Annotated in this window: 23 protein-coding genes; 7 read left to right on the forward strand and 16 right to left on the reverse strand. The window is 67.2% G+C overall.

The window, feature by feature from the left end:
* Window position 1: 1 nt before the first annotated feature.
* Entirely contained in the window at window positions 2-1,168 is a 1,167-nt protein-coding gene (locus tag ACNUDN_RS27280) for a branched-chain amino acid aminotransferase (RefSeq protein WP_419124800.1), read from the reverse strand.
* Between the two features lie 141 nt (window positions 1,169-1,309).
* On the opposite strand from ACNUDN_RS27280, the gene ACNUDN_RS27285 reads away from it, so the two are divergent.
* Window positions 1,310-2,167: an SCO6745 family protein gene (locus ACNUDN_RS27285; protein ID WP_419124801.1), complete on the forward strand. Its 858-nt coding sequence runs from the start codon at window positions 1,310-1,312 to the stop codon at window positions 2,165-2,167.
* 48 nt (window positions 2,168-2,215) lie between these two features.
* Here the strand turns inward: ACNUDN_RS27285 and ACNUDN_RS27290 are convergent, their stop codons facing one another.
* The 8 genes from ACNUDN_RS27290 to ACNUDN_RS27325 form a co-directional block, all read right to left on the reverse strand.
* Window positions 2,216-3,181: a sugar kinase gene (locus tag ACNUDN_RS27290; protein ID WP_419124802.1), complete on the reverse strand. Its 966-nt coding sequence runs from the start codon at window positions 3,179-3,181 to the stop codon at window positions 2,216-2,218.
* Entirely contained in the window at window positions 3,178-3,804 is a 627-nt protein-coding gene (locus ACNUDN_RS27295; protein WP_419124803.1) for a bifunctional 4-hydroxy-2-oxoglutarate aldolase/2-dehydro-3-deoxy-phosphogluconate aldolase, read from the reverse strand. The genes ACNUDN_RS27290 and ACNUDN_RS27295 overlap by 4 nt, the downstream gene beginning before the upstream one ends.
* A gap of 4 nt (window positions 3,805-3,808) precedes the next feature.
* On the reverse strand, window positions 3,809-4,945 hold the full coding sequence (locus tag ACNUDN_RS27300) for a mandelate racemase/muconate lactonizing enzyme family protein (RefSeq protein WP_419124804.1): 1,137 nt from the start codon (window positions 4,943-4,945) through the stop codon (window positions 3,809-3,811).
* Between the two features lie 67 nt (window positions 4,946-5,012).
* On the reverse strand, window positions 5,013-6,608 hold the full coding sequence (locus tag ACNUDN_RS27305) for an N-acyl-D-amino-acid deacylase family protein (protein WP_419124805.1): 1,596 nt from the start codon (window positions 6,606-6,608) through the stop codon (window positions 5,013-5,015).
* A gap of 1 nt (window position 6,609) precedes the next feature.
* Window positions 6,610-7,338, reverse strand: a complete 729-nt coding sequence (locus tag ACNUDN_RS27310) for an amino acid ABC transporter ATP-binding protein (RefSeq protein ID WP_419124806.1) — start codon at window positions 7,336-7,338, stop codon at window positions 6,610-6,612.
* Window positions 7,335-8,045, reverse strand: coding sequence for an amino acid ABC transporter permease (locus ACNUDN_RS27315; RefSeq protein WP_419124807.1), 711 nt, complete (start codon window positions 8,043-8,045; stop codon window positions 7,335-7,337). Before ACNUDN_RS27315 ends, ACNUDN_RS27310 begins: the two co-directional genes overlap by 4 nt.
* Window positions 8,045-8,707 carry an amino acid ABC transporter permease gene (locus ACNUDN_RS27320; RefSeq protein ID WP_419124808.1) on the reverse strand — a complete coding sequence of 221 codons (663 nt, stop codon included), beginning with the start codon at window positions 8,705-8,707 and terminating at the stop codon, window positions 8,045-8,047. Before ACNUDN_RS27320 ends, ACNUDN_RS27315 begins: the two co-directional genes overlap by 1 nt.
* A 16-nt stretch (window positions 8,708-8,723) precedes the next feature.
* Window positions 8,724-9,548 carry a transporter substrate-binding domain-containing protein gene (locus ACNUDN_RS27325; protein WP_419124809.1) on the reverse strand — a complete coding sequence of 275 codons (825 nt, stop codon included), beginning with the start codon at window positions 9,546-9,548 and terminating at the stop codon, window positions 8,724-8,726.
* Between the two features lie 244 nt (window positions 9,549-9,792).
* On the opposite strand from ACNUDN_RS27325, the gene ACNUDN_RS27330 reads away from it, so the two are divergent.
* Complete coding sequence (locus ACNUDN_RS27330; RefSeq protein ID WP_419124810.1) at window positions 9,793-10,491, forward strand: GntR family transcriptional regulator; 699 nt, start codon at window positions 9,793-9,795, stop codon at window positions 10,489-10,491.
* 44 nt (window positions 10,492-10,535) lie between these two features.
* On the opposite strand, the gene ACNUDN_RS27335 is transcribed toward ACNUDN_RS27330, so the two are convergent.
* Together ACNUDN_RS27335 and ACNUDN_RS27340 are read right to left on the reverse strand one after the other, a co-directional pair.
* Window positions 10,536-10,979, reverse strand: a complete 444-nt coding sequence (locus ACNUDN_RS27335; protein ID WP_419124811.1) for a pyridoxamine 5'-phosphate oxidase family protein — start codon at window positions 10,977-10,979, stop codon at window positions 10,536-10,538.
* Window positions 10,976-11,824, reverse strand: a complete 849-nt coding sequence (locus ACNUDN_RS27340; protein WP_419124812.1) for an NAD(P)H-binding protein — start codon at window positions 11,822-11,824, stop codon at window positions 10,976-10,978. The genes ACNUDN_RS27335 and ACNUDN_RS27340 overlap by 4 nt, the downstream gene beginning before the upstream one ends.
* A gap of 134 nt (window positions 11,825-11,958) precedes the next feature.
* Between ACNUDN_RS27340 and ACNUDN_RS27345 the strand changes: the two genes are divergently transcribed.
* Complete coding sequence (locus ACNUDN_RS27345) at window positions 11,959-13,143, forward strand: lycopene cyclase family protein (protein ID WP_419124813.1); 1,185 nt, start codon at window positions 11,959-11,961, stop codon at window positions 13,141-13,143.
* A 9-nt stretch (window positions 13,144-13,152) separates the two neighbouring features.
* On the opposite strand, the gene ACNUDN_RS27350 is transcribed toward ACNUDN_RS27345, so the two are convergent.
* The 5 genes from ACNUDN_RS27350 to ACNUDN_RS27370 all read right to left on the reverse strand — a co-directional run bounded on the left by ACNUDN_RS27350 (window position 13,153) and on the right by ACNUDN_RS27370 (window position 18,564).
* Entirely contained in the window at window positions 13,153-14,589 is a 1,437-nt protein-coding gene (locus ACNUDN_RS27350) for an APC family permease (protein WP_419124814.1), read from the reverse strand.
* A 113-nt stretch (window positions 14,590-14,702) separates the two neighbouring features.
* Window positions 14,703-15,494, reverse strand: coding sequence for a triose-phosphate isomerase (locus tag ACNUDN_RS27355; RefSeq protein ID WP_419124815.1), 792 nt, complete (start codon window positions 15,492-15,494; stop codon window positions 14,703-14,705).
* On the reverse strand, window positions 15,487-15,945 hold the full coding sequence (locus ACNUDN_RS27360) for a ribose-5-phosphate isomerase (protein ID WP_419124816.1): 459 nt from the start codon (window positions 15,943-15,945) through the stop codon (window positions 15,487-15,489). The genes ACNUDN_RS27355 and ACNUDN_RS27360 overlap by 8 nt, the downstream gene beginning before the upstream one ends.
* 19 nt (window positions 15,946-15,964) lie before the next feature.
* Window positions 15,965-17,680, reverse strand: a complete 1,716-nt coding sequence (gene lerK, locus ACNUDN_RS27365) for an L-erythrulose 1-kinase (RefSeq protein ID WP_419124817.1) — start codon at window positions 17,678-17,680, stop codon at window positions 15,965-15,967.
* 110 nt (window positions 17,681-17,790) lie between these two features.
* Entirely contained in the window at window positions 17,791-18,564 is a 774-nt protein-coding gene (locus tag ACNUDN_RS27370) for a GntR family transcriptional regulator (RefSeq protein ID WP_419124818.1), read from the reverse strand.
* 194 nt (window positions 18,565-18,758) lie between these two features.
* On the opposite strand from ACNUDN_RS27370, the gene ACNUDN_RS27375 reads away from it, so the two are divergent.
* The 4 genes from ACNUDN_RS27375 to ACNUDN_RS27390 all read left to right on the forward strand — a co-directional run bounded on the left by ACNUDN_RS27375 (window position 18,759) and on the right by ACNUDN_RS27390 (window position 22,913).
* Complete coding sequence (locus tag ACNUDN_RS27375; RefSeq protein WP_419124819.1) at window positions 18,759-19,679, forward strand: sugar phosphate isomerase/epimerase family protein; 921 nt, start codon at window positions 18,759-18,761, stop codon at window positions 19,677-19,679.
* Between the two features lie 19 nt (window positions 19,680-19,698).
* Complete coding sequence (locus ACNUDN_RS27380) at window positions 19,699-20,661, forward strand: 3-hydroxyacyl-CoA dehydrogenase family protein (RefSeq protein ID WP_419124820.1); 963 nt, start codon at window positions 19,699-19,701, stop codon at window positions 20,659-20,661.
* Window positions 20,662-20,726: 65 nt separating this feature from the next.
* Entirely contained in the window at window positions 20,727-22,124 is a 1,398-nt protein-coding gene (locus ACNUDN_RS27385) for a GntP family permease (RefSeq protein ID WP_419124821.1), read from the forward strand.
* 66 nt (window positions 22,125-22,190) lie between these two features.
* Entirely contained in the window at window positions 22,191-22,913 is a 723-nt protein-coding gene (locus ACNUDN_RS27390; protein ID WP_419124822.1) for a flavodoxin family protein, read from the forward strand.
* Window positions 22,914-23,076: the final 163 nt, after the last annotated feature.

The following is a 23,076-nucleotide window of genomic DNA, read 5'->3' on the forward strand; positions in this document are numbered from 1 at the left end:
GTCAGACCGTCGCGGCATATCGTTGTGGGCGGCTCGGTGAGGACTGTGAGGTCCGTGAGGACTCCCCGAGATCCGTCATCCAGCCGAACCGGTCCGGACGCGTCCCGCGCTGGATCCCAGTCAGCTCGTCACGAAGCATCCTGGCCAGAATCCCGAAGCCCTGGGTCGGTGTGTCGATGACCAAGCCGTCGCCGAGCAGTCGGTTGATCGGCGTCACCACCGCCGCCGTTCCGGTGGCGAAAACCTCACGCAGATGCCCGGTCCGTGCCGCCGAAGCCCACTCGGCGATACCGATCCGTCGCTGCGCGACGTGGTATCCCCGGCTGCTGGCCAGTTCGATGACACTGTCGCGGGTGACGCCGGCCAGGATGGTGCCGTCGGCAGGTGGAGTCACGACCGTGCCATCGGCGAAGGCGAAGAACAGGTTCATGCTGCCGGCCTCCTCCACCCATGTCTGCGTAGCCGCATCGGTGAAGAGCACCTGTGCACAGTCGTGCCGGTGCGCTTCCACCTGAGCAGCCAGCGCTCCGGCATAGTTTCCTCCGCATTTCGCCGCACCGGTACCGCGCGCCGCAGCACGTGAGTAGCGGCCGGACAACCAGATGGACACTGCGGATTCGTCGGCGAAATAGCTTGCGGCCGGGCTGGCAATGACCCCGAAGGTGGCGGCGCGGGCCGGTCGAACCCCCAGGAAGGGTTCGGTCGCCACCATGAACGGCCGCAGATAGAGGCTGGTGCCGCGCCCGTCCGGCAGCCAGGCTCGGTCGACATCCACCAGTCGGCGCACAGACTCCGAGAACAGATCTGACGGCAACGCCGGCATGGCCATTCGGTCCGCGGAAGCTGCGAACCGCGCGGCATGATCGGCCATCCGGAAGACCCGCAAGCGGTCGTCGCCACCGTGAAACGCCTTGAGACCTTCGAAGATCTCCTGCCCGTAGTGAAGTACAGCAGCTGCCGGATGCAACGACAGCGGGCCGAGGGGCACGACCCGGGGATGGTGCCAACCAGACTGGGGTGTCCAGTCCACCTGCACCATGTGATCGGTGAAGTGGTCGCCAAATCCCGGGTCCCGCAGGATGGTCTCCCGGGCATCTGGGTGAGTCGGCGATTCGTTTGCGACGACTGTGAATACCCTGTCGGTGTCGTCTCCGCCGTCCTCGCTCATGGCTTCACCTCTTTTCGTCTCGGCACCATGAGAACCCGAGCTGGTTGAGGCTGTCTACGTCCAATCGTGGGTAACTGGACTGGTCCACCCGAACCTGATTGGACCTGGACGGCGATGGGCGCGACAGCGAACGTGGCAGCCATGTCCGCACCACCCGCGTCCGCCGCCCGCCGATTCTGGTCTCTCTACGAGCCGGTGCATGCGATCTGCTACTACCATCCGACATTCGCCGAGACCCTCGTGGGCGCCGGGCTTACCGGCAGCTGGAACGGCTACTTCGCCGGCCGGGCAGCGCCCCTGGGAGCCTCGGCATCCAGCGCGGTGGTGGCGGCGCTGTTCTTCGGATTCTCGCCGGCGATGGTGGCTCGCGCCATCCCGAAGATCTGGCACCGGATCGAACCGGCCGCTGCGGTACAGGCTCGCCTGCACGCTGCCCAGGTTGTGCTCCAAGATGCGGCCACCGCAGGCTCGTTCGATGATCTGCGGCGTGTCACGGACTTGTTGGAGCGGTCCGCGGACAGCCTGTGCTGTGACGGCAGAGCCCTCGCCGCGGCCTGGGCGGCCGAAAGTCGGCCGACAAGTACCCTGGCCCGACTGTGGCTGGCCGCCACCGTCCTTCGCGAGCACCGCGGCGACGGCCATGTGGCGGTCGCCACTGCCATGGGCCTCACCGGTCTCGAACTCGCCCTCACGCACATCGGGACCGGTGCGGTGCCGCGGCAAGTCCTCGCCGCACACCGCGGCTGGACCGACGGTCAGTGGGCGGAGGCGACCGAGCGACTGACCGGCCTGGGCATCATCGATGACCGAGGACGGCTCACCGCTCGGGGCAGGGCGTTGCGCCAGGAGATCGAGGCAGCCACCGACAGGATCGCTGCCGGCGGACATGATCTGCTCGACGATACGCCGTCACGTCACGTTCTCACGTCGTTGACCCGAGCGCTGTTCGATCGGGGGGCGATCGTCGTGCCCAATCCCATCGGCGTGACACGCTGCTGACCGGCACCTGTGATGGACGCGCCGGCACCCGGTGATAGATCAAGCACCTCAGCGGCTGACCGGATCCTCCTCGGGGCCGGCGAACCGGTCGAGATCAGCCCGCGTGGGAGCGGCCTCCCAATCACCGATGGCGGTACAGGCAAGTGCGCCACACGCTGACGCGACCTCCAGACACGAGCTCATGTCGCCGCACCGGGCCAGCTCGGCCAGCCAGCCCGCCACGAACGCGTCGCCGGCACCCACGGTGTCGACCACCGTCACCCGATGAGCGGGGCGTGACAGCCGCGCCCCGGCCTGCGATGCCGCCACCGCGCCCCGGGCTCCGCATTTGACCACGACCTGATCCGGTCCGGCAGCCAGCAACGCGTCGATCTGCCGGTCTCGGCTGTGCTCGCCGGTCACCAGCTGCGCTTCGTCCTCGCCGGCGAACACCAGGTGTGCCCGGGCAAGCAGACCCCGGTAGGCGAGAGCGGCATCGGCGGAATCGGCCCACAGCCCGTTGCGGTGGTTGACGTCGAAAGAGACGGTGGCTCCCGCGCGCTCGGCCTGGTCGATCGCTTCGTGCAGCGCGGCCAGCGGTCGCTCGCCCAGTGCGGCGGTGATTCCGGTGAGGTGGACGATCCGGGCGCGTCCGAGAACCGGCGCGGGCACATCCGGGGGACCTAACCGGCTCCCCGCCTGGTCCCGCCGGTAGTAGGTGATGCGGCTTGTCCCGGGGCGAGGTCGCTCCTTGAGCATCAGTGCTGTCGCAGCACCGTGGTCCACCGACGCATGGGTTTCCACCTTCTCGGCGCGCAGTTCGCGCAGGATCAACTCGCCCACCGCGTCGGCGCCCACCCGGCCGATCCACGCCGCCGAGCCACCCAGACGTGCGACGCCGATCGCCACGTTGCTCTCGGCGCCACCGAATCCGAGTTGCATCGTCTTGACGCGGGACAGGCTGCCCACACCGTCGGCGGTGAGCAGCCCCAGCGACTCGCCGACCGTCACCAGGTCGAGCCGCGCGGCACTCATTCCGACCGTACCGACGCGGCCGCGTCCGCGACCCGTCGGCAGGCGTCTGCCACCGCGGCCCGCCCGGCAGATGCGGCTGTGGTGATCCAGCTGCCGCTGACCGCGAAAACGTTGGGCCGTGAGAGGTAGTCGTCCAGGTTGGACGGCCCCACCCCACCGGAGGGCATGAACTGCACATCAGGAAAGACCTCGGAATAGGCCTGGAGGAAGGCCAGGGCGTCGACGGTCCCGGCCGGGAAGAACTTCACCTGGTCGAGACCCAGACGCAGTGCCGCCTGGACCTCTGACGGGGAAAGCACCCCGGGGATGACCGGAACGTCGGCCGTCCGGGCGGCGGCGACCACGCTCGGGTCCAGGCCGGGGCAAACCACGAACTGTGCGCCCGCATCGAGCACCTCGTGCACCTGCGCGACCGTTCGCACGGTTCCCGCCCCGACCAGCAGATCACCGCGCCGCGCCAAGCTCCGGATCGCCGCGATACCGTGACGCCCCCGCAGCGCCACTTCGACCACGGGTAGGCCCCCGTCCACGAGGCCTGCGCCGATCTCGTCGACATGGTCCATGTGCGCGATCGACGCCAGCGGGATCACCGGGTGACAGAACAGCGGATGGATCGTGGGCATACCGTCACCGAGCCTCGGCGAAGGTGGGATTGGTTCCGTAGCGGGTCAGCGCGTCGGGGTCGAGGGCGACACCGAGTCCCGCGGAGTCTGGCACGGCGAGCATCCCGTCGCCGTCCAGACTCCAGCCCCCGAGGATCAGATCGTCGATGTAGGCGGACCCGGTCTTGTACTCGACGAGGTCTGTGCCGGCCAGCGCCGACGCCAGCTGTAGATCGGCCGCCAGGCCCACTCCGGTATTCCATCCGTGTGGCACCAGCCGGATCCCGTGATCTTGTGCAGCCCAACCGATCCGGCGCGACTCGCTGAGACCACCGCCCTTGGTGGTGTCGGGCTGCACGATATCGAAGGCGCCGCCCTCGATGAACGGCATGAACGATTGCCGTCGGGTCAGGACCTCACCACCGCTGATCGGTATCGGCGAATGGGCGCGCAACGCCACAAATCCGTCGAGGTCATCCGGCGCCAGCGCCTCCTCGAACCAGGCCACGTCGTAACCGGCGAGCATGTTGGCCGTACGTTTGGCCCACGACAGTCCACCCGGGAAGAACGCCTCCGATCCGCCCGCATCCACGGCGAGCAGCCGGTCACCCACCGCCTGCCGCGCGGCGGCCACCGTACGTTCATCGGTCGCGGCGTCGACACGACCGAACTTCCACCAACCGATCTTGAACGCGGTGAACCCCTCATCGACGAGCGCCTCGAGATTCTCGGTCATCACCTGGGCCTCGTCCATCAGCACCGAGGCATAGGGACGTACGCAGTCCCGGTAGCGTCCGCCGAGCAACCGGCCGACCGGCTGTCCGAATGCCTGCCCGGCCAGGTCCCACAATGCGATGTCGACAGCGCTGGTGGCATGGGTCAGAGTCCCACCCCGACCCATCCAGAAGGCACTCTGATGCAGCGTTTCGGTGATCCGCTCCACCTCGAGTGCGCTCTGGCCGACGAGTTGGGGCCGCAGCAGGTCAAGCCCGGCGCGGACCAGTCCCTCCGCAGTGAAGGCGCTGCCGACCCCCACATGGCCGGTGTCGGTGTGCACGGCGACCAACGTGTGTACGACGTCGTCGGGACGCAGTTCGTTGGACCACCCGCCTTCCGGCGTGGCGCCGCGTAGGCCGCAGGTCTCGATCCGTTCGATCTTCATCTGATGCTGTCTTCCTCCGTGTTGTGTCGTCGATGCGCAGTTGGGTGCGACCCGGCTGGGCCCGGGTTCAGCGCAGTAACCGGCCCGGCAGCCCGCCGGTGTGCTGACCGTCGGCGACCACCGCGCTGCCGTTGACCCAGACCTGGCGGACGGCCGAGGCGTAGGCCTTCGGCAACCCCCAGGTGTCGGTGGCAGCCAGCAGCTTCGGGTCGAGGACCACGACGTCGGCGTAATGGTCAGCGCGCAGATACCCGCGGTCGCGGATGCGGAAGTGGTCGGCCACCATGCCGGTCATCTTGTGCACCGCTTCCTGGAGCGAGAGCGTTCCTGCCGGCACATGGTGGGCGAGATAATGGGTATGGCCGAAATAGAACAGCGGGTGGCGGGTGCGCGCGTTGAGCGTGCCGTCGCGCCGGGTGGTGAAAGCGTCGACGCCCAGCAGGAAGTGGTCGTGACCGATGGCGTCGGCGAGGTGGTCCTCGGTGAACAGCAATCCGAGCAGCTGCACGCCGCCCAGATCGGCCCCGGCGGCGGCCAGGATGTCGAACAGGCAGTCCCATTCGTCGCGACCGTGCCGCGCGGCGATCTCCGGGAAGGTCAGCCCCTCCCACTCCTGATGCGTTGCCGACACGCCAAGCCGGACCCGGTCCCACTGCCCCCGATGCAGAAACCGCCAGTACCGGTCGCAGTCGGACCGGACCTGGGCGCGTATTTCCTTGTCGCGCAGCAGTTCGGCGGCTTCGGCTGGCGGCCGCTCGACCAGCCAGCCGGGGAGTAGCCCGGCGGCCATCCCGATCCCGTGCGGGTACGGTGTCATGTCGGCCAGCACGTCGGTACCGCTGCGTCGCTCTTCGACGACCCGGTGCACCGCACGGTGCCATGCGCCGGGTTCGGCCCCGGTGCCGTACCGCACGTTGAGGTGCGACAGCTGCGCTCGCACCCCCGCCCGATGAACGACGTCGAAGAACTCCTCGACGGCGTCATCGAGTCCGCTGTCCCGGTTTCGGATGTGACTGGCGTACATACCATCACGGCGCCCGACGATTCGCGCCAGTTGCGCGAGCTCGTCGGTGTCGGCGAATCTGCCGGCACCGTACTCCAGCCCGCTGGACAGTCCGATCGCGCCGGCCTCCAGGGCCTCTTCGACCAACCGCAGCCGCTCTCGGTGTTCGTCGACGCCCGCCGATTCGGCATTCGATCTGGCGGCCGACCGGATCGCGGTGTGCCCGACGAACCACATGAGATTCTGCGCGGTCCGGCCCGCGTGCACGGTGTCGAGCAGCTCACCGAAGCTGCGCCAGTCGATCGGGCCCTGGTATCCCATCGCCCGCAAGGCACTGCGCGCGGCCTCCACATCGACGCCGCCCAGCGGGGCATAGGTGACACCGCAGTTGCCCACCACCTCGGTCGTCACGCCCTGGTGAATTGTGCTGTACGCCTCCCGGTTTCCCAGTGTCGACCAGTCGCTGTGGCTGTGTGGGTCGATCAGCCCGGGCAACACGTACATCCCGGAGGCATCCACCGCGTGGCGGGCGTCGACCTGCTGAGAAAGGCCGAGGTAGGTGATGCGGTCGCCGGCGATGCCGACATCGCACCGCCGCGGCGGCGCGCCGGTGCCGTCCACGATGTCACCACCGGCGATGAGGGTGTCGAGGGCGGGCACGTCAGAGCACCTTGCTGAGGAACTCACGCGTTCGGGACTCTCGGGGAGATCCGAAAAGCGCTGAGGGTTCGTCGGTTTCGACGATGCACCCCTTGTCCATGTAGATCACGCGGTCGGCCACCTCACGGGCGAACCCCATCTCGTGGGTGACCACCACCATGGTCATACCGTCGGCGGCCAGGTCCTTCATGACGGCCAGCACTTCACCGACGATCTCGGGGTCAAGAGCCGAGGTGGGCTCGTCGAACAGCATGATGGTGGGTTCCATCGCGAGCGCCCGGGCGATGGCGACCCGTTGCTTCTGACCGCCGGAGAGGGAATCGGGATAGACATCGGCTTTGTCGGTCAGCCCGACCCGGTCCAGCAGCGCACGCCCATGCTCGCGTGCCTGTGACCTACTTCGCTTCAGCACGCGTTGCGGTGCGAGGATGATGTTGTCGATCACCGTCATGTGGGGAAACAGATTGAAGTGTTGGAACACCATTCCGACATCCCGCCGGACGACGGCGAGGTCGGCGGGCCGCTCCTGCGGGCCGAGCCGGTGGCCGTTGACGACGATGCTGCCATGCGACGGGCGTTCCAGGCCGTTCATGCAACGCAGCAGGGTGCTCTTACCCGAGCCTGATGCACCGATGATGCACACCACCTCACGTTCGGCCACCGCGCAGGAGATCCCGCAGAGGACCTCGTTGGCACCGAAACTCAGGCGGAGGTCGGATATCTCGATCATGTTCTTGCTCCCGTGGTCAGGTTGGTGAGCGCATCACCAAGCTTGGGTGCCGCGACCTTGTTGCCCAGACGGCGTTCGTAGCGGCGCGACAGCGCGGACAGAACGAAGCAGATGGCGAAGTAGAACGCACCCGCGACGGTGTAGGCGAGGATCGGATCGGCGGTCTGTGAGCTGACGATATTGGCCGCTCGGGTCAGCTCGATCAATCCGATGACGGCAACCAGTGAGCTGTCCTTGATCAGGATGACCAGGAACCCGACACCCGGTGGCACGATCAGGCGGGCCGCCTGCGGCAGGATGACGAAGCGCATCCGATCCCGGTACGCGAGGCCGAGCGCTTCTGCCGCTTCGAACTGCCCGAGCGGTACCGCCTGGATGCTGCCGCGCACCAATTCTCCGATATACGCGGACGCGAAGATCGACAGCGCGATGACCGCGGCCCAGTACTCGGCGAGCCCGCTGCCGGGCATGAGCAACGGCACGCCGAAGTACACGAAGAAGATGACCAGGAGCACCGGGATGCCCCGGATGATCGCGATGTAGATCGCGCTGAGCCACTTCAGCGGCCGGACGGTGCCGGCCACCATCAGTCCGATCACCAGTCCCAGGGCGCCGCCGAACAGTACGGAGAGCACACAGATCTGAATGGTCACGACGGCGCCCTGCAGGATCAAAGACAAGTGCTGCCAACCGAATGCTTCGAACATCACGCCACCTTCCAGGTGATGAAGCGGGTCTCGACGACCCGTGACGCGGCGGCGATCAGGAACGCGACGCTGAAGTACAGCAGACCACCGACGGTGAGCGTCTCGATCGTGCGGAAGGTGGTCGAGGTGATGCCCAGCATGGCGTGCATGAGATCCGGCAGGGCGACCACCGACGTGACCGACGATGCCAGGAACAGCAGGATCGTCTGGTTGGTCATGGCCGGCAGCACGTTTCGCATCGCCGGCGGTAGCAGTACCCGCCAGAAGGTGTCCCGCGTGCTCAACCCCAGGGCCGCGCCGGCTTCCCGTAGACCGTCGGGCACGGACTGGAATCCGGCTCGATAGATCTCGGCCATGTATGCGGCGTTGTTGACGGTGAGCGCCACGACGCCGGCTGCGATCGGATCCAGGTTGATCCCTGCCTGCGGTAACGCGAAGTACACCAGATAGAGCTGCAGCAGAAGCGGTGTGTTGCGGATGATCTCGATGTACGTGCCGGCCAGTGCACGCAGGGTGCGCACCGCGGAGGTCCGGCCGGCGTAGAGCAGGATGCCCAGGGCGCCGCCGGCCAGTGCGGCGGCCGCGCTCACCGCGATACTGATCGCCAGTCCGGTCAGGAGCGGCCCCAGGTGCGGCACCACATCGCCGTAGTAGAGCTGCATCGTCGGCTACTCGGCCCTACTTGATGAGCTCGGGGACGTCCATCCCGAGCCATTTGTTGTACGACTCGTTGGCCCCTTGGCTGATGTTGTAGTTCATGATGAAGTTGTTCAGATAGTTCAGCCAGAGTTGGTCACCCATCTTGACCCCGAAGGACACCAACGACGGCGCCAGCTGCGGAGCCTCCAGCACGCGGACTGCGTCGCCCTCGCTGTCCCGGATGTCGGCGACCACGGCGGTGCTCTCCATCAGCGCATCCACCTTGCCGCTGCGCAGCGCCTGGATCGAATCCGCCACCGCCTCGAACAAGCTGGCATTCGCCTGCGGGAACTGGGTATTGAGGATGGTGGCCGGCACGCTGCCCCGGGTGGCGGCGACGTTCCTGCCGGTGAGGTCGTCATAGCTGCGGATGTCGCTGTCGGCCGGCACCACGACGAGTTGACCTTCCGAGGCGTACGGGCGGGTCATTGCGACCACCTGGGCGCGTTCATCCAGATTGGTCAGTGCGGCGATGATGACGTCCACCTTGCCGGTCTCGAGCATCGGAATCCGGCTGGCGTTGGTGGTGCTCACGAACTCGGCCTCCGCGCCCAGGGACTCGGCCAGTGCGCGCGCCTTGTCGATGTCGAATCCCTCGTATTGACCCGCGCTGTTCATCACGCCGTAGGGCGGCGCATCGGCGAACACGCCGATCGACACCTTCTTTGACTGAAGCACCTTGGTCAGCACACTCTGACCGGCGCCGGCCGGGCCGCCCCCCGAACCCGACGACGTACAGCCGGTGGCCAGCAGGACCGCCATCAACACAACAGCGAGTGCACGGAACGCTTTTCGCATCTTCATCCCTCGATTCGGGTCGGCGGCCGATCGGCCGGGTCGGAGGCGAGGTCGGTATGAGCTGCGACCCGCATCACATTCGAGATTATCTATAATCCATAATCTACGCAAGACGGCCCGGTGCGCTCGCGTCGCGTCGGCGCGGTCAGGGGTGACGGCGCGAGGGATGACGGTGAGGGATGACAGTCGGGGATGACAGTCAGGGATGCCTAGGATGAGAAACGCGAGCAGGGCGCAGAGGGAGACACGCATGACGCACGCTGAGAGCCTGGGCGCCACCGCCCCTGCGCCCCTGGCCGCCTCGCGCCGACATCAGATCGCGGATTGGCTGCGCGAGCAGATCGTCAAGGGACACATCGCACCGGGTGCTCAACTCAAACAGGACATCCTGGCCGCCCATCTGCACACCAGCCCCGGCCCGGTGCGCGAGGCGCTGCGCCAGTTGGAGAGTGAGGGACTGGTCCAGCACATTCCCAACCGCGGGGCTTTCGTCACGTCGGTGAGCCCCGACGAACTACTCGGGGTGCTGTTGCCCGTGCGATTGGCGATCGAGTCCTTTGCCGTCGAGACGGCCAGCGCCGATCCCACCACGCTCGAGGAGCTACGGCGACTCGTCGAACAGATGGGCATCGCTGCCCGCGCCGGCGATCTGGATCAGCTCAATGAACTCGACGTCGCCTATCACGAATCCATCGTGCGCAGTGCGCATTCCGATCACGCTCTACAGCTGTGGACCAGCGTGCAGCCCCGGATAAGAATGCAGATTCACCGGCTGGCGCGCCGGCACTCGACTCCGTTCGCCATCCCGGAGGAGCATCGGGTACTCCTCGAGTCGATCGAGAACGACGATCCCGGACAACGGCGCAGCGTGCTGGAGGATCACATCGTGGCCAGTGCACGCCGGCTCCTCCAGCGTGAAACTGATTCCGGCGCAGCAGTTCCGGATTAGCCTGGCAGGCCGGTGATGCCCGGCCGCGCAATCGCCGGGCCTGCTCAGAACACCGCGCGGTGCACGGCCGTCGGGTGCAGCACCAGCCGAACCTGATCCTCGGCGAGGATGTCGGCCAGGTCTTTGGCGCGGACAGGATCGTCGAGGTCCCAGTAGCGCGCGGCCAGCCGGCGTGCGAGATCGTGGGCGCCGTCGACAGCCACGGTGACGTGCCCGGTGACCGAGATCCACCGCTCACGTTCCCCGACCGGCGCCGCGACCACCAGCGAGGCGCGCGGATCGCGACGCAATCGCCGCACTTTCACCGTGTCGGGGCCGGTGAACAACTGCAGCGTCCCGTCGGCGGTCGTCTCGAACCAGACCGGACGCGGTTGCGGGGGTACCGGTCCGGCGGCCATGGTCAGGAATCCGTGCAGAGGACGGCAGAGGAACTCGATGTCGGACCGAGTCAGGGCATCGGCAGGTACGTCGCCGGCGGCCGAGGTCATCGGTCCCACACTCCGAGCGCTGCGGTCCGCAGAACGTAGTCCTCGAAGGTGCGCGCCGGCCGGCCCAGCAGCGCGTCGATCTCAGCTGTGGTGTCCGCGATCAATCCGCGCTCCATGATGTCGTACATGCCGGCGAGGTGGCCGGCATCAGACTCGGACAGGCCGTCCTCGACCAGGGCGGCGATGTACTCGGCCGGGGAGATCCGCTTGTACGTGATCGACCGCCCGGTCGCCCTGGCGATCAGGGCGACAGCCTCGCCGAATGTGATGGCCCGGGGCCCGCTGAGTTCGTAGGTCCGTTCGACATGGCGGCCCGGCTCGGACAGCACGGTGGCCGCGACGTCGGCCACGTCCTCGATGTCGATGAAAGGCTCCGGGACGTCACCGGCGGGCAGTGCGAGTTCCCCCGCGACGACTGGGCCGTGGAACAGTTCCTCGCTGAAGTTCTGGTCGAAGTTGTTGGGCCGCAGGATCGTCCATTCGAGACCGGAATCCCGCACCGCACTCTCGGCGTCGAGCATGTCGAGTCCGAACGATGAATCTCCCCAGTTGTCGGCGCCGCGGCCGGACAGCAGGACCAGTCTGCGCACGCCGGCCTGTCGGGCACGGGTGACCAGATCGTGCACCGGACCGGGCGCGCCCGGCGAGATGACGTAAGCGCATTCGGCGCCGCGCAGGGCGGCGTCCCAGGTCTGGGGATCCGACCAGTCGAAGGGCACCTCACTGGTCCGGGACGCAGGTCGCACCAGGTGACCGCGCAGTCGCATCCGTGCGGCGACCCGTCGACCGGTCTTACCCGTCGCCCCGAGAACCAGGACGGTCTTGCGGTGGGAGTCAGCTGTCATACCGTCCATACAACCGACAGTGCCCGGACGTTTCCATAGGCGAAGAGCCGAATCACCTGTCCGATCGTCCAGAGGCGGCCGTGCTCTTCAGCTGTCGTCATCGCGCCGACGGAACGACCGGGCACGATGGATGCATGGACGTGCTGGTGGTCGGGGGTGGACCCGCGGGTATGGCATTGGCGGGGGCCTGTGGGCGCCTCGGCCTCGACACCGGGTTGCTCGATCCTGCGCCGGATCGGCCCTGGCTGGCGACCTACGGCCTGTGGAGCCGGGAGCTGCCCGCGGATCTGCCGGACTCGGTGGTCGCCGCCCGGGCCGCGGGCCGGGCGATCGCACGAACCGAACACCTGCTGGGGTGGGAATACGCCGTCCTGGACGTGCCCGCTTTCCGCGCGCACCTCGCAGGCCGGCTGAGCGGAGTGCACGTCCACACCGGTCGGGCGGTCGGGTCACCGGAACGGGGCATGGTCTCGTTGGCCGATGGGTCGCAGCTACGGGCCTCGGTGGTCGTCGACGCCGGGGGCCGGTGGCGGCCCCTGGACCGCACAGCATCGCACGGGACACCCGCTGAGCAAACGGCTTTCGGGTTGATCCTCGACGAAGACCGGGCCGCGCCGCTGGTGGCTCCCGGCGATGCACTCTTCATGGACTGGCGCGCCGATCACGGCGAGGCCGGTTGGCCGACGTTCCTCTACGGCGTTCCGCTGGGCGGTGGTCGGGTGCTGCTGGAGGAGACTTCCCTGGCCCGTAGGCCGGGTTTGGCGCTGTCGACGCTGCGCCGACGGCTGCACGCCCGGCTGGCCCGCCGCGGTGTCGTCCCTCCGGAAGACGCACGCAGCGAGAAGGTCTCGTTCCGCGTCGACCATCCGCGGCACGCCGGACGTGACGTACTCGGATTCGGTGCGGCCGCGCCCTTGATCCATCCGGCGACGGGCTTCAGCGTGGCCGCCTCCCTGCAACTCGCCCCCTTGGTCGCCGAGGCGCTCGCTGCGCACCTGCCCTCCGATCCGGACAGCGCACTGTCTGCCGCCCAGCAGACCGTGTGGCCGCGGACTGCGCAGGCAATCCATCGCTTTCGCCGGATCGGTCTGGAAGCACTTCTGCGGATGCCGCCGCCCGAGGTCCCCGATTTCTTCGAGCAGTTCTTCAGCCTGCCCGACGCGCACAAATGGACCTACCTCACCGCCCGCGACGACGTCGGCGGCACCGCCGCGGCGATGAGCTGCCTGTTCCGGCATTCCGGCAACCGCCTGCGCCGCCGGCTCGTCCTGCCGGCCCTGCTGCCTGCCCTCCGCACCAACGACACGCAGAACTCCTGACCGGCGCGCTCAACGCTGCTTGAGCGCCTCCAGTAAGCGGTGCTCGGCGTCCTCGCCCGGCTGGACACCGGTCGGGATCCGCAGCAGGAAGAATGCGCCGAGCACCCACCAGGCACCGAACAGGATCCACGGCTGGACGTCCAGGAAGGCCGGCATACCGGGCAGGTAGAGCGCCAGCAACCCGGCGCAGAGCACCACCGCGGCGGCGCCGATCACCTTGCCGCCGTTGCCGTTTCCGCCGATGCGCAGCGGCCGATCCATGCTCGGTTCGCGACGGCGCAGCACCAGGAAGACGATGGACACCAGAAGATAGGCGATGACGATGCTCGGCGAACCGGAGTCGACGAGCCACCCGAGCATCGCCTCGCCGAGAAACGGCGCGACGAACGACAGCGCGCCGATGAACAGCAACGCATTGACCGGCGTGCGGAACCTGGGATGCAACCTGCCGAACCAGGCCGGCAGCATGCCGGAACGCGCCATCGAGTACATCAGCCGGGATGCGCCCAGCAGCAAGGAGTTCCACGATGTGAGGATTCCGGCGATGCCGCCCGCGATCAGCACCTTGGCCATCGCGTCGCTACCGAACATGGCGCCGAACGCGTCCGCAGTGGCAATGTCGACCTCGGCGAGCTCGCCCGGCGGCATCGCCGATGATGTGGTGGCGATGACCAGCAGATAGAACACGGTGGCCAACACCACGGCGATGACGACGAGGCGGCCGATCTGGCGGGCCGGCACGTTCACTTCCTCCGCGGACTGCGGTATGACGTCGAATCCGACGAACAGGAACGGCACGACGACGAGCACCGCGAAGAAACCCGCCGCGCCGCCGGTGAACAACGGTTGCATGTTGTCCGGGGAGCCGCCGGTGAAGGAACCGACGACCAGCATCAAGGCTATGACCAGAAGGAGCACCACGACGAACGTCTGCACCACACTGGCGAACTTGACCCCCAGAATGTTGATGGTCGTGATGACGACCGCGGCGATCGCGCCCACCAGCGCCCACGTCAGGTAGACCGGGCTGCCCGCGACGTCCCACAGGTGAACCTGATTGAGCCCGGGAAAGAGGTACAACGCGGTTCTGGGCAGAGCGACGGCCTCGAACGCCACGATGGTCACGTAGCCGCCGACGATGCCCCACGAGCCGATGAACGACCATCGGGGCCCCATTCCGCGAAGCAGGAAGTTGTGTTCACCACCGGCCTTGGGCATCGCCGCGGTGAGCTCGGCGTAGGTCAGGCCGACGACGGCCATGATCACACCGCCGGCGGTCATGGCCAGCACCGCTCCGAGGGTGCCCGCGGATCCGATCCAGTCCCCGGTGAGCACCACCCAGCCGAAACCGATCATCGCCCCGAAGCCCAGCGCCAGGACGTCCCAGTTCCCCAGCACCTTCAACAGCGAGGTGTCCTCGGACCCGCCGACCGATCTACGCTCCATCGAGAACACACCCTTTCCCGGCGCTCACCCTGGCTATGGCAACCAGTGGCTGACGGTTCAATTGAAGGCCAGTCGGTGCCGGTATTCGTCGGTATGCCGAAATTGCCCGCCGATCAGCCGGCCGCCTTCGGATGGGCCGCGGCGATCTCGAGAAGGCTGAGGTAGCCGGGCAGTTGCCACGCCGCCCTGCCGATGAAAAGTCCGGTCACCCCGTCGATGCCCAGCAGGTCGCCGGCGTTGTCGTGATTCACCGAGCCGCCATAGACCAATCCCCTTGTCCGGCCGCCATACTCACGATCCAGATCGGCGAACGGTTGCCGGAGTTCTTCGACGGTGGCGGGGCGGCCGCTTTCGCCGATGGCCCAGATCGGCTCGTAGGCGATCAGGACGCGGCTCAGTTCCGGTGCGGTCAGACCGTCGAGCGCGCCCGCCGCCTGGTCGAGTATGAACGGTGAAGAGTTCCCGGCGCGTTTGACCTCGGCGCTCTCACCGATGCACAGCAGTGGCACCAGGCCGTGGGCCAGGACGGCCGCCACCTTCAACCGGGTCGTCTCCACGGTTTCGCCGAAGTGTTCGCGACGCTCGGAATGTCCGATCTCCACGAGCTGGGCGCCTGCGTCCTTGGCCTGGGCCACCGACACCTCGCCGGTCCACGCTCCCTCATCTTCCCAATGCGCATTCTGTGCACCGAGCAACACGGTCGAGTCGGTTCCGAGTTCGTCACGGGCGGCGGCGAGCGCGGTGAACGACGGGATGATGAATGGCTGCACTCCTGGTGCGCCGTGCCGACTGACATGGTCTGACAGCCCACGGACGTAGCGACGGGCCTCGGCGAGCCCTTTGTTCATCTTCCAGCTGGTGCCGATCCACAACCGGGGCACCCCGACCGGCCCCGGGTCAGTCACCCTCGTAGGCACAGATGGCGTCGACCTTCGCCGCCGAGGAGGACTGTGGGTCGAACTCCAGGCCGAGCCATTCCTTGACCAGCGCTCGTGCCAGTTCCAGCCCGACCACTCGCTCCCCCATGCACAGCACCTGCGCATTGTTCGACAGCACCGAGCGCTGCACGGAGTACAGGTCGTGGGCGGTCACCGCGCGGACGCCCTTGACCTTGTTCGCAGCGATCGCGACGCCCAGGCCGGTGCCGCAGATCAGCAACGCCCGATCGGCGTCACCCCTGGCGACCTTCTCGGCGGCCGCGACGGCGACGTTCGGATACGCCGTGTCGTCCTGGGCGTCCTCGACACCGATGTCGTCCACGACCGCCACCCGCGCGTCGGACTCGAGGTCCTCGCGCAGCGCCTTCTTGTAGTTGAATCCGGCGTTGTCGCCGCCGATCACGATCCTCAAAGCCATGCTTTGCTCCTCTCGAATTTCACTGCGACAGATGGTCGCCCAAGGCAGCCATCAGTAGCGCGAACGACAGCGCCCCAGGGTCGGGGGTGCCGAGGCTCTTCTCACCGAGTACCCGCGCGCGACCCAATCTCGCCGAAATCTCGGCGGTCTTTTCGGCCGCTTCCTGCGCCACGCGCGCGGCGGTGGTGATGGCCGGCCCTGCCTCCGAGTCGAAGGCATCGGTCAGCGTGTCACGGAACGGCAGGGCGGCATCGACCATCGTCTTGTCGCCTGGTTGAGCGCCGCCGAGACGGACGACGGCGTCGATCCCGGCGCTGACCGCATCCACGATCATCCGGTCGGTACCGCCCTCGGTGTCGGCGAAGGTGCCGCCGGCGCTGGTCAGCGCGGCGCCCCAGAGCGCGCCCGAGGTGCCGCCGGCCATATCGGCCCACGCCTGGCCGGCCAGCAGCAGCGTGGTTCTGGCACCGGCACCTTGCTCCACGGCGGCGCGGGCCGCCTGTGCCGCGCCGCGGGACCCGAACGTCATGCCTTGTCCATGATCGCCGTCGCCGGCGACTGCATCGAGGCGGCCGAGTTCTGATTCGTTGTCGGCACACACCTCCTGGAACATCTCCAGCACCGCGGCGATGGTGCGGGCGCAGGCTTGGGAGTCCTCACTCGACTGCGGGATCTCTGGCTCCGCGGCGTCCCAGACACCGGTGCGCGGTGCGCGGTCCACGGCCGGCATCGCCCCGCGACGATAGGCCGCAGTCTCCACCGGTGCCGTCCACAGCTTTTCGAGTTCCTCGTCGAGGAAGACCAGCGTCAGCGACAAGCCGGCCATGTCGAGGCTGGTGACGAACTCACCCACCTCCGGGCGCACGGCGGTCAGCCCCTTTTCCTCGAGCCGTTCGGCGATACGCGCGTAGACGACGAAGAGTTCTTCGTATTTCACCGTGCCGAGCCCGTTGATGATCACGGCCACCCGGCCGTCGTAGCCGTTCGCGTCGCGCGGCGGCTCTTCGGCCATGATCTCGTCGAACAGCAGGTCGGCGATCTCGGCGGCGGTGCCGATGCGGCTGTCCCGGACGCCCGGCTCACCGTGGATTCCCAGCCCGACGCCCATCTGCCCCTTGTCGACGTGGAACAGGGGCTCCTCGGCGCCCGGGAGGGTGCAGCCGTCGAACGCCAGACCGAACGAGCGGGTCGCGTCGTTGGCCTTCCACGCCACCCGCTCGGCCTCATCGAGATCCGCGCCGGCTTCGATGGCTGCGCCGGCGATCTTGAAGACCGGTAGGTCGCCCGCGACACCGCGGCGATCGCGGTGGTTGTCCGGACCGTTGGAGGCGATGTCGTCGCTGACGGCGACGATGCGCACGTCGATGCCTTCGTGGCGCAGCTTCTCGGCGGCCAGCCCGAAGTGCAGTACGTCGCCGGCGTAGTTGCCGAACCCGAGGATGACGCCGCCGCCGTTCTCGGCGTTGCGCACCACGGAGTACACCTCGGAGGCCGAGGGTGAGGAGAAGATGTTGCCGCACGGTGCGCCGTGGCCCATGCCGGGGCCGACCCATCCGGCGAACGCCGGGTAATGCCCGGACCCGCCGCCGATCACCAGTGCCGGCTGCCCCTGCGGAGTCTGCGTCGAACGGGCGACGCCACCGGGTACCTCGGTGAGCAGGTCGGGGTGGGCGGCGACGAGGCCGCGGACCGCCTCGTCGGCGAAGTCGTCCGGGGAGTTGAGGAGGTACGTCACTGTTCCGTCCTTCTGGGTTCCATCCTTCTGGATGCGGCGGTCAGGCCGCGGGGACCACCCCGGGACCCTGATTATCGATCCATTGATCGTATAGGATTGTCGACGCCGAATCAGCCCCTTGGCTGATCACCGATCTTCTGCCGCGCTTCCGCACCGGCCTTACGCCGGGTCCGATCGGTATGCGCTGAATCGGTCTGAACGCGCACGGCCTGCGCATGCTCGGCCAGTGCTCGCTCTTTGACGCCACTGATGTGGCTGTGCATCAGGCGGTACACCTCAGGGCCGTAACCGCGGCGCAGCGCGGCCAGCAGTTCGCGGTGTTCGGAGATCGCGTGTGAGGAGTCCTGGACGCCCACCCCGATGAAGAGCCGGAAGCGTTGCCCGTGGCCACCGAGCGCGTCGTAGGCCCGCAACAGCGCCGCGTTGTCGGCATGTTCGGCGATCAGCCGGTGGAACCGTTCATCCGGGCGGTGGTACTTCCGGATCGCGGCGGCATCGGGGGTGTGCGGGGCGCGTTCCTGCTCCTCGACCGCGTCTTCCAGGGCGTCCAGCCAGCCGTCGTCGGCCTTCGAACAGGCCAGTTCCGCCAATCTGGGCTCGATGAGCAGGCGGGCATCCATGATGTCGGCGATCTCCTTGGCGTCGGGCATCTCCGGGACCCGATATCCCCGCATGGCCACCCGCACGACATTTCCGGTGGACTCCAGCCGGGCCAGCGCCTCGCGCACCGGCGTGGGCGACACACCCAGATAACGCGCCGTTCCGTCGATGCTGACCGGATCTCCGGACTGCAGCGTTCCGTCCAGGAGCAGCTCCATCAACCGCTCGTAGACCTGGTCGACCAGCGTGCTGCGCACCGGCATCGGGTACTCGTCGGCTCCCACCTCAGCCCTTTCCGCTTCCCGGCGGCATCACCGCCCGTCGGGCACGTCGGGCTGGTCGTCACGCCGGCGATGCACGCGACGCTCTCATGCAGGGAGCTGAGTTTAACCCCGACGTTGACACAGGACCTGGGGACGCCTATATCCTATGTGATTTAAGGCACTGTTTGTGACTCAGACCACGATGGAGGACCGAGATGTTCTCGGCTCACACCTGGCCGATCTCGGCCAACATGCTCGGGTTCGGCAACAAAGCTCCCGACGGCGGCCATATCAAAGACGCACCGGCGACGGTGTGGGCCTCGCAGCTTCGGCAAGTCCGCGAGCTGGGGTTCGACTACATCGACCCGACCGACGCCTGGGTTCCGCTGGCAGCCTTGTCCGACGGTCGGGTCGAGGAATTCCGATCGGTGCTCAAGGACGAAGGTTTGGCGATCTCCTCGATCTCGATGACCCGCAATTCGGTCGTCGACGTGGCCAACGGTGAGCAGAACCTGGCCGACGCACATCGCCTCATCGATCTGGCGCCGACCTTCGGTGCCACCATCGTCAATACGGGCTTCATGCAGGCGATCACCCCCGAGCAGAGCGAGCAGATCTGGTTCTGGTTGGTCGAGGGGCACGTCGACGATCCGGCGCTGCGCGACCTCGCGGTGGAGCGCGTCCGCGAACTTGGAGACCACGCCCGGGCCAACGGCATCGAACTCAGCCTGGAGATGTACGAGGACACCTACATCGGGACACCCGACGAGGCGGTCGGCTTCATCCGCGACGTCGACCACGACGCCGTGGGCCTCAACCCCGACCTGGGCAACCTGATCCGGTTGCACCGGCCGATGCCGCATTTCAGCGAGATGTTCGCCAAAGTCCTTCCCTACTCCAATTTCTGGCACATCAAGAATTACTCGCGCGACTACGACCCGGCGACCGGCGCATACAGTTCCGCCCCGCTGCCGCTGAAGTACGGATACATCAACTACCGCCAAATGATCCGCCTGGCACTGGAACTCGGCTACTCCGGGCCGTTCTGCTGTGAGCACTACGGATCTGACTCCCTGGGTGTGTGCGCCGAGAACCGGGAGTACATCCAACAGGTTCTCACCTCCGCACTCGCCTGACCCCAACCGAAGGAATCGCATGCGCAAGATCAACACCGTCACCGTCGTCGGCGCCGGATACATGGGCGGCGGGATCGCTCAGGTCCTCGCCCTGAGAGGCTTCGAGGTCCGAATCGCCGACGTGGACGCCGCGGCCACCCGTACGGCGCTGGCGCGACTGGAGAAGGAAGCCAAGGAGTTCGAGGAACAGGGTCTGTTCGAGGCGGACAGCGCCAAGACCATCATGAGCAACCTCACCGCCGGCGAGAGCCTGGAGGACGCGGTCTCCGACGTCGACTTCGTGATGGAAGCCGTCTTCGAAGACCCCGACGTCAAAAAAGAAGTGCTGGCCCGGATCTGCGCGAGCGCCCGGCCGGACGCGATCATCGGCACCAACACCTCCACCATCCCGGTCAAGGTTCTGGTCGAGGCGGTCACCAACCCCGAGCGGTTCCTCACCGTGCACTTCTCGAATCCCGCGCCGTTCATCCCCGGAGTGGAGTTGGTCGCCGGGGAGGCCACCACCCAGGAGGTCATCGACTCGGTCAAGGACCTGCTGGTGCGCGCCGGGCGCGAGGGCGCCCAGGTCGCTGACACCCCCGGCATGGCGTTGAACCGCCTGCAGTACGCGCTGCTCAAGGAGGCGACCCTGATCGTCGAGCAGGGGGTGGCCTCGGTGGAGGATGTCGACACCATCGTCCGCACCACCTTCGGATTCCGGCTCGGCTTCTTCGGACCGTTCGCCATCGCCGACCAAGCCGGACTCGACGTCTATGCCAAGGGATTCCGCACCCTGGAGAACGAGTTCGGTGAGCGCATGGCCACACCCGAACTACTCACCGACGCGGTCTCGGCGGGGCGCCACGGCACCAAGAACGGTAAGGGCTGGACGGGCGACTTCGACGACGACACCAAAGCCGAACTCATCGCCTACCGGAACAAGGCGTACTCCCGCATGGGGGATCTGCTGCGCGAACTCGGGCCGGCGCCGAAGGGATCGTGACCACCACAACCAGACGGCGTCGCTGACGCCGTTCCCTGCGTCTGCCAAACCCGGAAGGGACTTCCATGGACGAAGTAGTTCTCGCGGAGCGACCGGCCGCCCTGCTGGTGGCCATCGCACTGGTCGCCATCGCGGTGCTGCTCATCCTGATCGTCAAGGTCAGGTTGCACGCCTTCTTCTCGCTGATCGTGGTCAGCGTGCTGACCGGGCTGGCCGCCGGCATCAGCATCGGCGATGTGGTCAGCGTCGTCATCGCCGGGTTCAGCAACACCGTCGGGGCCGTCGCCCTACTCGTCGGTTTCGGCGCCGTCTTGGGCCGGTTGATCGAGATGACCGGCGGTGCACAGGTTCTCGCCGACAAGATGCTCGACCGGTTCGGCGAGAAGAGGGCGCCGCTGGCGCTCGCGGTGGCGTCGCTGTTCTACGCGTTCCCGATCTTCCTGGACGCCGGCTTCATCGTCATGCTGCCCATCATCTACACCGTGGCACGGCGCCTGGGCGGCTCCTTCATGCTCTACGTGCTGCCGTCCATCGGCGCGTTCCTGATGATGCACGCGCTCACCCCGCCGCACCCCGGCCCGACCGCCGCCGCGACGGTGATGGGCGCCGACGTCGGGATGGTGGTCATCGTCTCGCTGCTCGTCGGACTGCCCACGTGGTACCTCGCCGGATACCGGCTCGGTCTGCTGATCGCCAAGCGGTACCCGAACATGCCGGTCCCCACGCTGCTCGGCGAACCGAAGGACTATCCCGAGGACGAGCGGCCCGGCTTCTGGACCATCATGGGCATCCTGTTGCTGCCGCTGATGTTGATCTTCTTCAACACTGTGTTCTCGACGCTGGAAGCGGACGGTGTGGTGGACGACGAGAACTTCGCCTACCAGCTGTCGCGACTGATCGGGACAACCTCGATGGCGCTGTTGATCACCGTCCTGCTGGCCATGCTGTTCCTCTACGTGCTGCCCCGCCGCGGCAACGAGCCCGTCGGTACCGTGCTGGAGAAACTCGTCGATGACGCGCTGGCACCGGTGTGTTCGATCATCCTCATCACCGGCGCGGGCGGCGCCTTCGGCCGCATCCTCACCGAGACCGGGATCGGCCAGACCCTGGCCGACGGCTTGGACGCACTGGGTCTGCCGGTCATGCTCGCCGGCTTCCTGATCGCCGTCATCTTCCGCGTCGCCCAGGGATCGGCCACCGTCGCGGCGACCACCGCGGGTTCGATCATGGCGCCCGCCGTGGTCGCGATGGACCTCGGTGCGATCCCGCTGGCGGCGGTCGTCGTCGGTATCTGTGCCGGTTCCATCACCTTCTCGCACGTCAACGATTCCGGCTTCTGGTTGATCGGGCGTTTCTGCGGTTTCGACACGGTGACGACGCTGAAGACATGGTCCGTCATCGCCACCGCCATCGGATTCATGGCGTTCGGCCTGGCGTCGGTGGTCTACGTGCTGACCAGTTGAGGCCCGCCCGGCCCGCTAGTGTTGCGAGCGGGCACCTGAGCCCCCGCCGCCGCCAAAGGAGTCGTCATGACCACCCCGCCCGCCGCCCCGGACTTCACCGGCCTGAAGGCCATGTACATCAACTGCACGTTGAAGCGCTCACCCGAAGTGAGCAACACCCAGGGACTGGTCGACCGCAGCGTCGCGCTGATGCGCAAGAACGGCGTCGAGGTCGACCAGATCCGCGCCGTGGACCACGACATCGCGGTAGGGGTGCGGCCGGACATGACCGAATACGGCTGGGCCAGCGACGAGTGGCCGGCTCTGCTGCAGCGGGTGCTCGCCGCCGACATCCTGGTTCTGGCCGGCCCGATCTGGCTGGGCGACAACAGTTCGGTGATGCGACACGTGATCGAGCGACTCTACGGATACTCGGGTGTCCTCAACGACAGGGGGCAGTACTCGTATTACGGCCGGGTCGGCGGTTGCCTGCTCACCGGCAACGAGGACGGCGTCAAGCATTGCGCGATGAGCATCCTGTTCAGCCTGCAGCACATCGGTTACACCCTGCCTCCGCAGGCCGATGCGGGCTGGATGGGTGAGGCCGGACCGGGTCCGTCCTACCTGGACGAGGGCTCCGGCGGGCCGCAGAACGACTTCGTGAACCGCAACACCACGTTCATGACCTACAACCTGATGCACATGGCCAAGATGCTCAAGGACGCCGGCGGTTTCCCCGCCTATGGCAACCAGCGTTCGGAGTGGGAAGCCGGCTGCGACTTCGGATACGAGAACCCGGAGTACCGCTAGCTTTCCGGCCTGACCAGGTCTATCCGGTCCGCCGGGTGACGCGTCACCGGCTTCGAAGGGCGATCTGAACTCCCCGCGGTCCCGCCCTGCCGCGGTCAGACCCGTCATCGCGCTCCCTGTCCCCGCGGCAGGGCGTCACGAAGTTGTCGGTTCCACGGACTAC

The organism is Mycobacterium sp. smrl_JER01 (genome assembly GCF_048513595.2).
Classification (GTDB): Bacteria; Actinomycetota; Actinomycetes; order Mycobacteriales; family Mycobacteriaceae; genus Mycobacterium.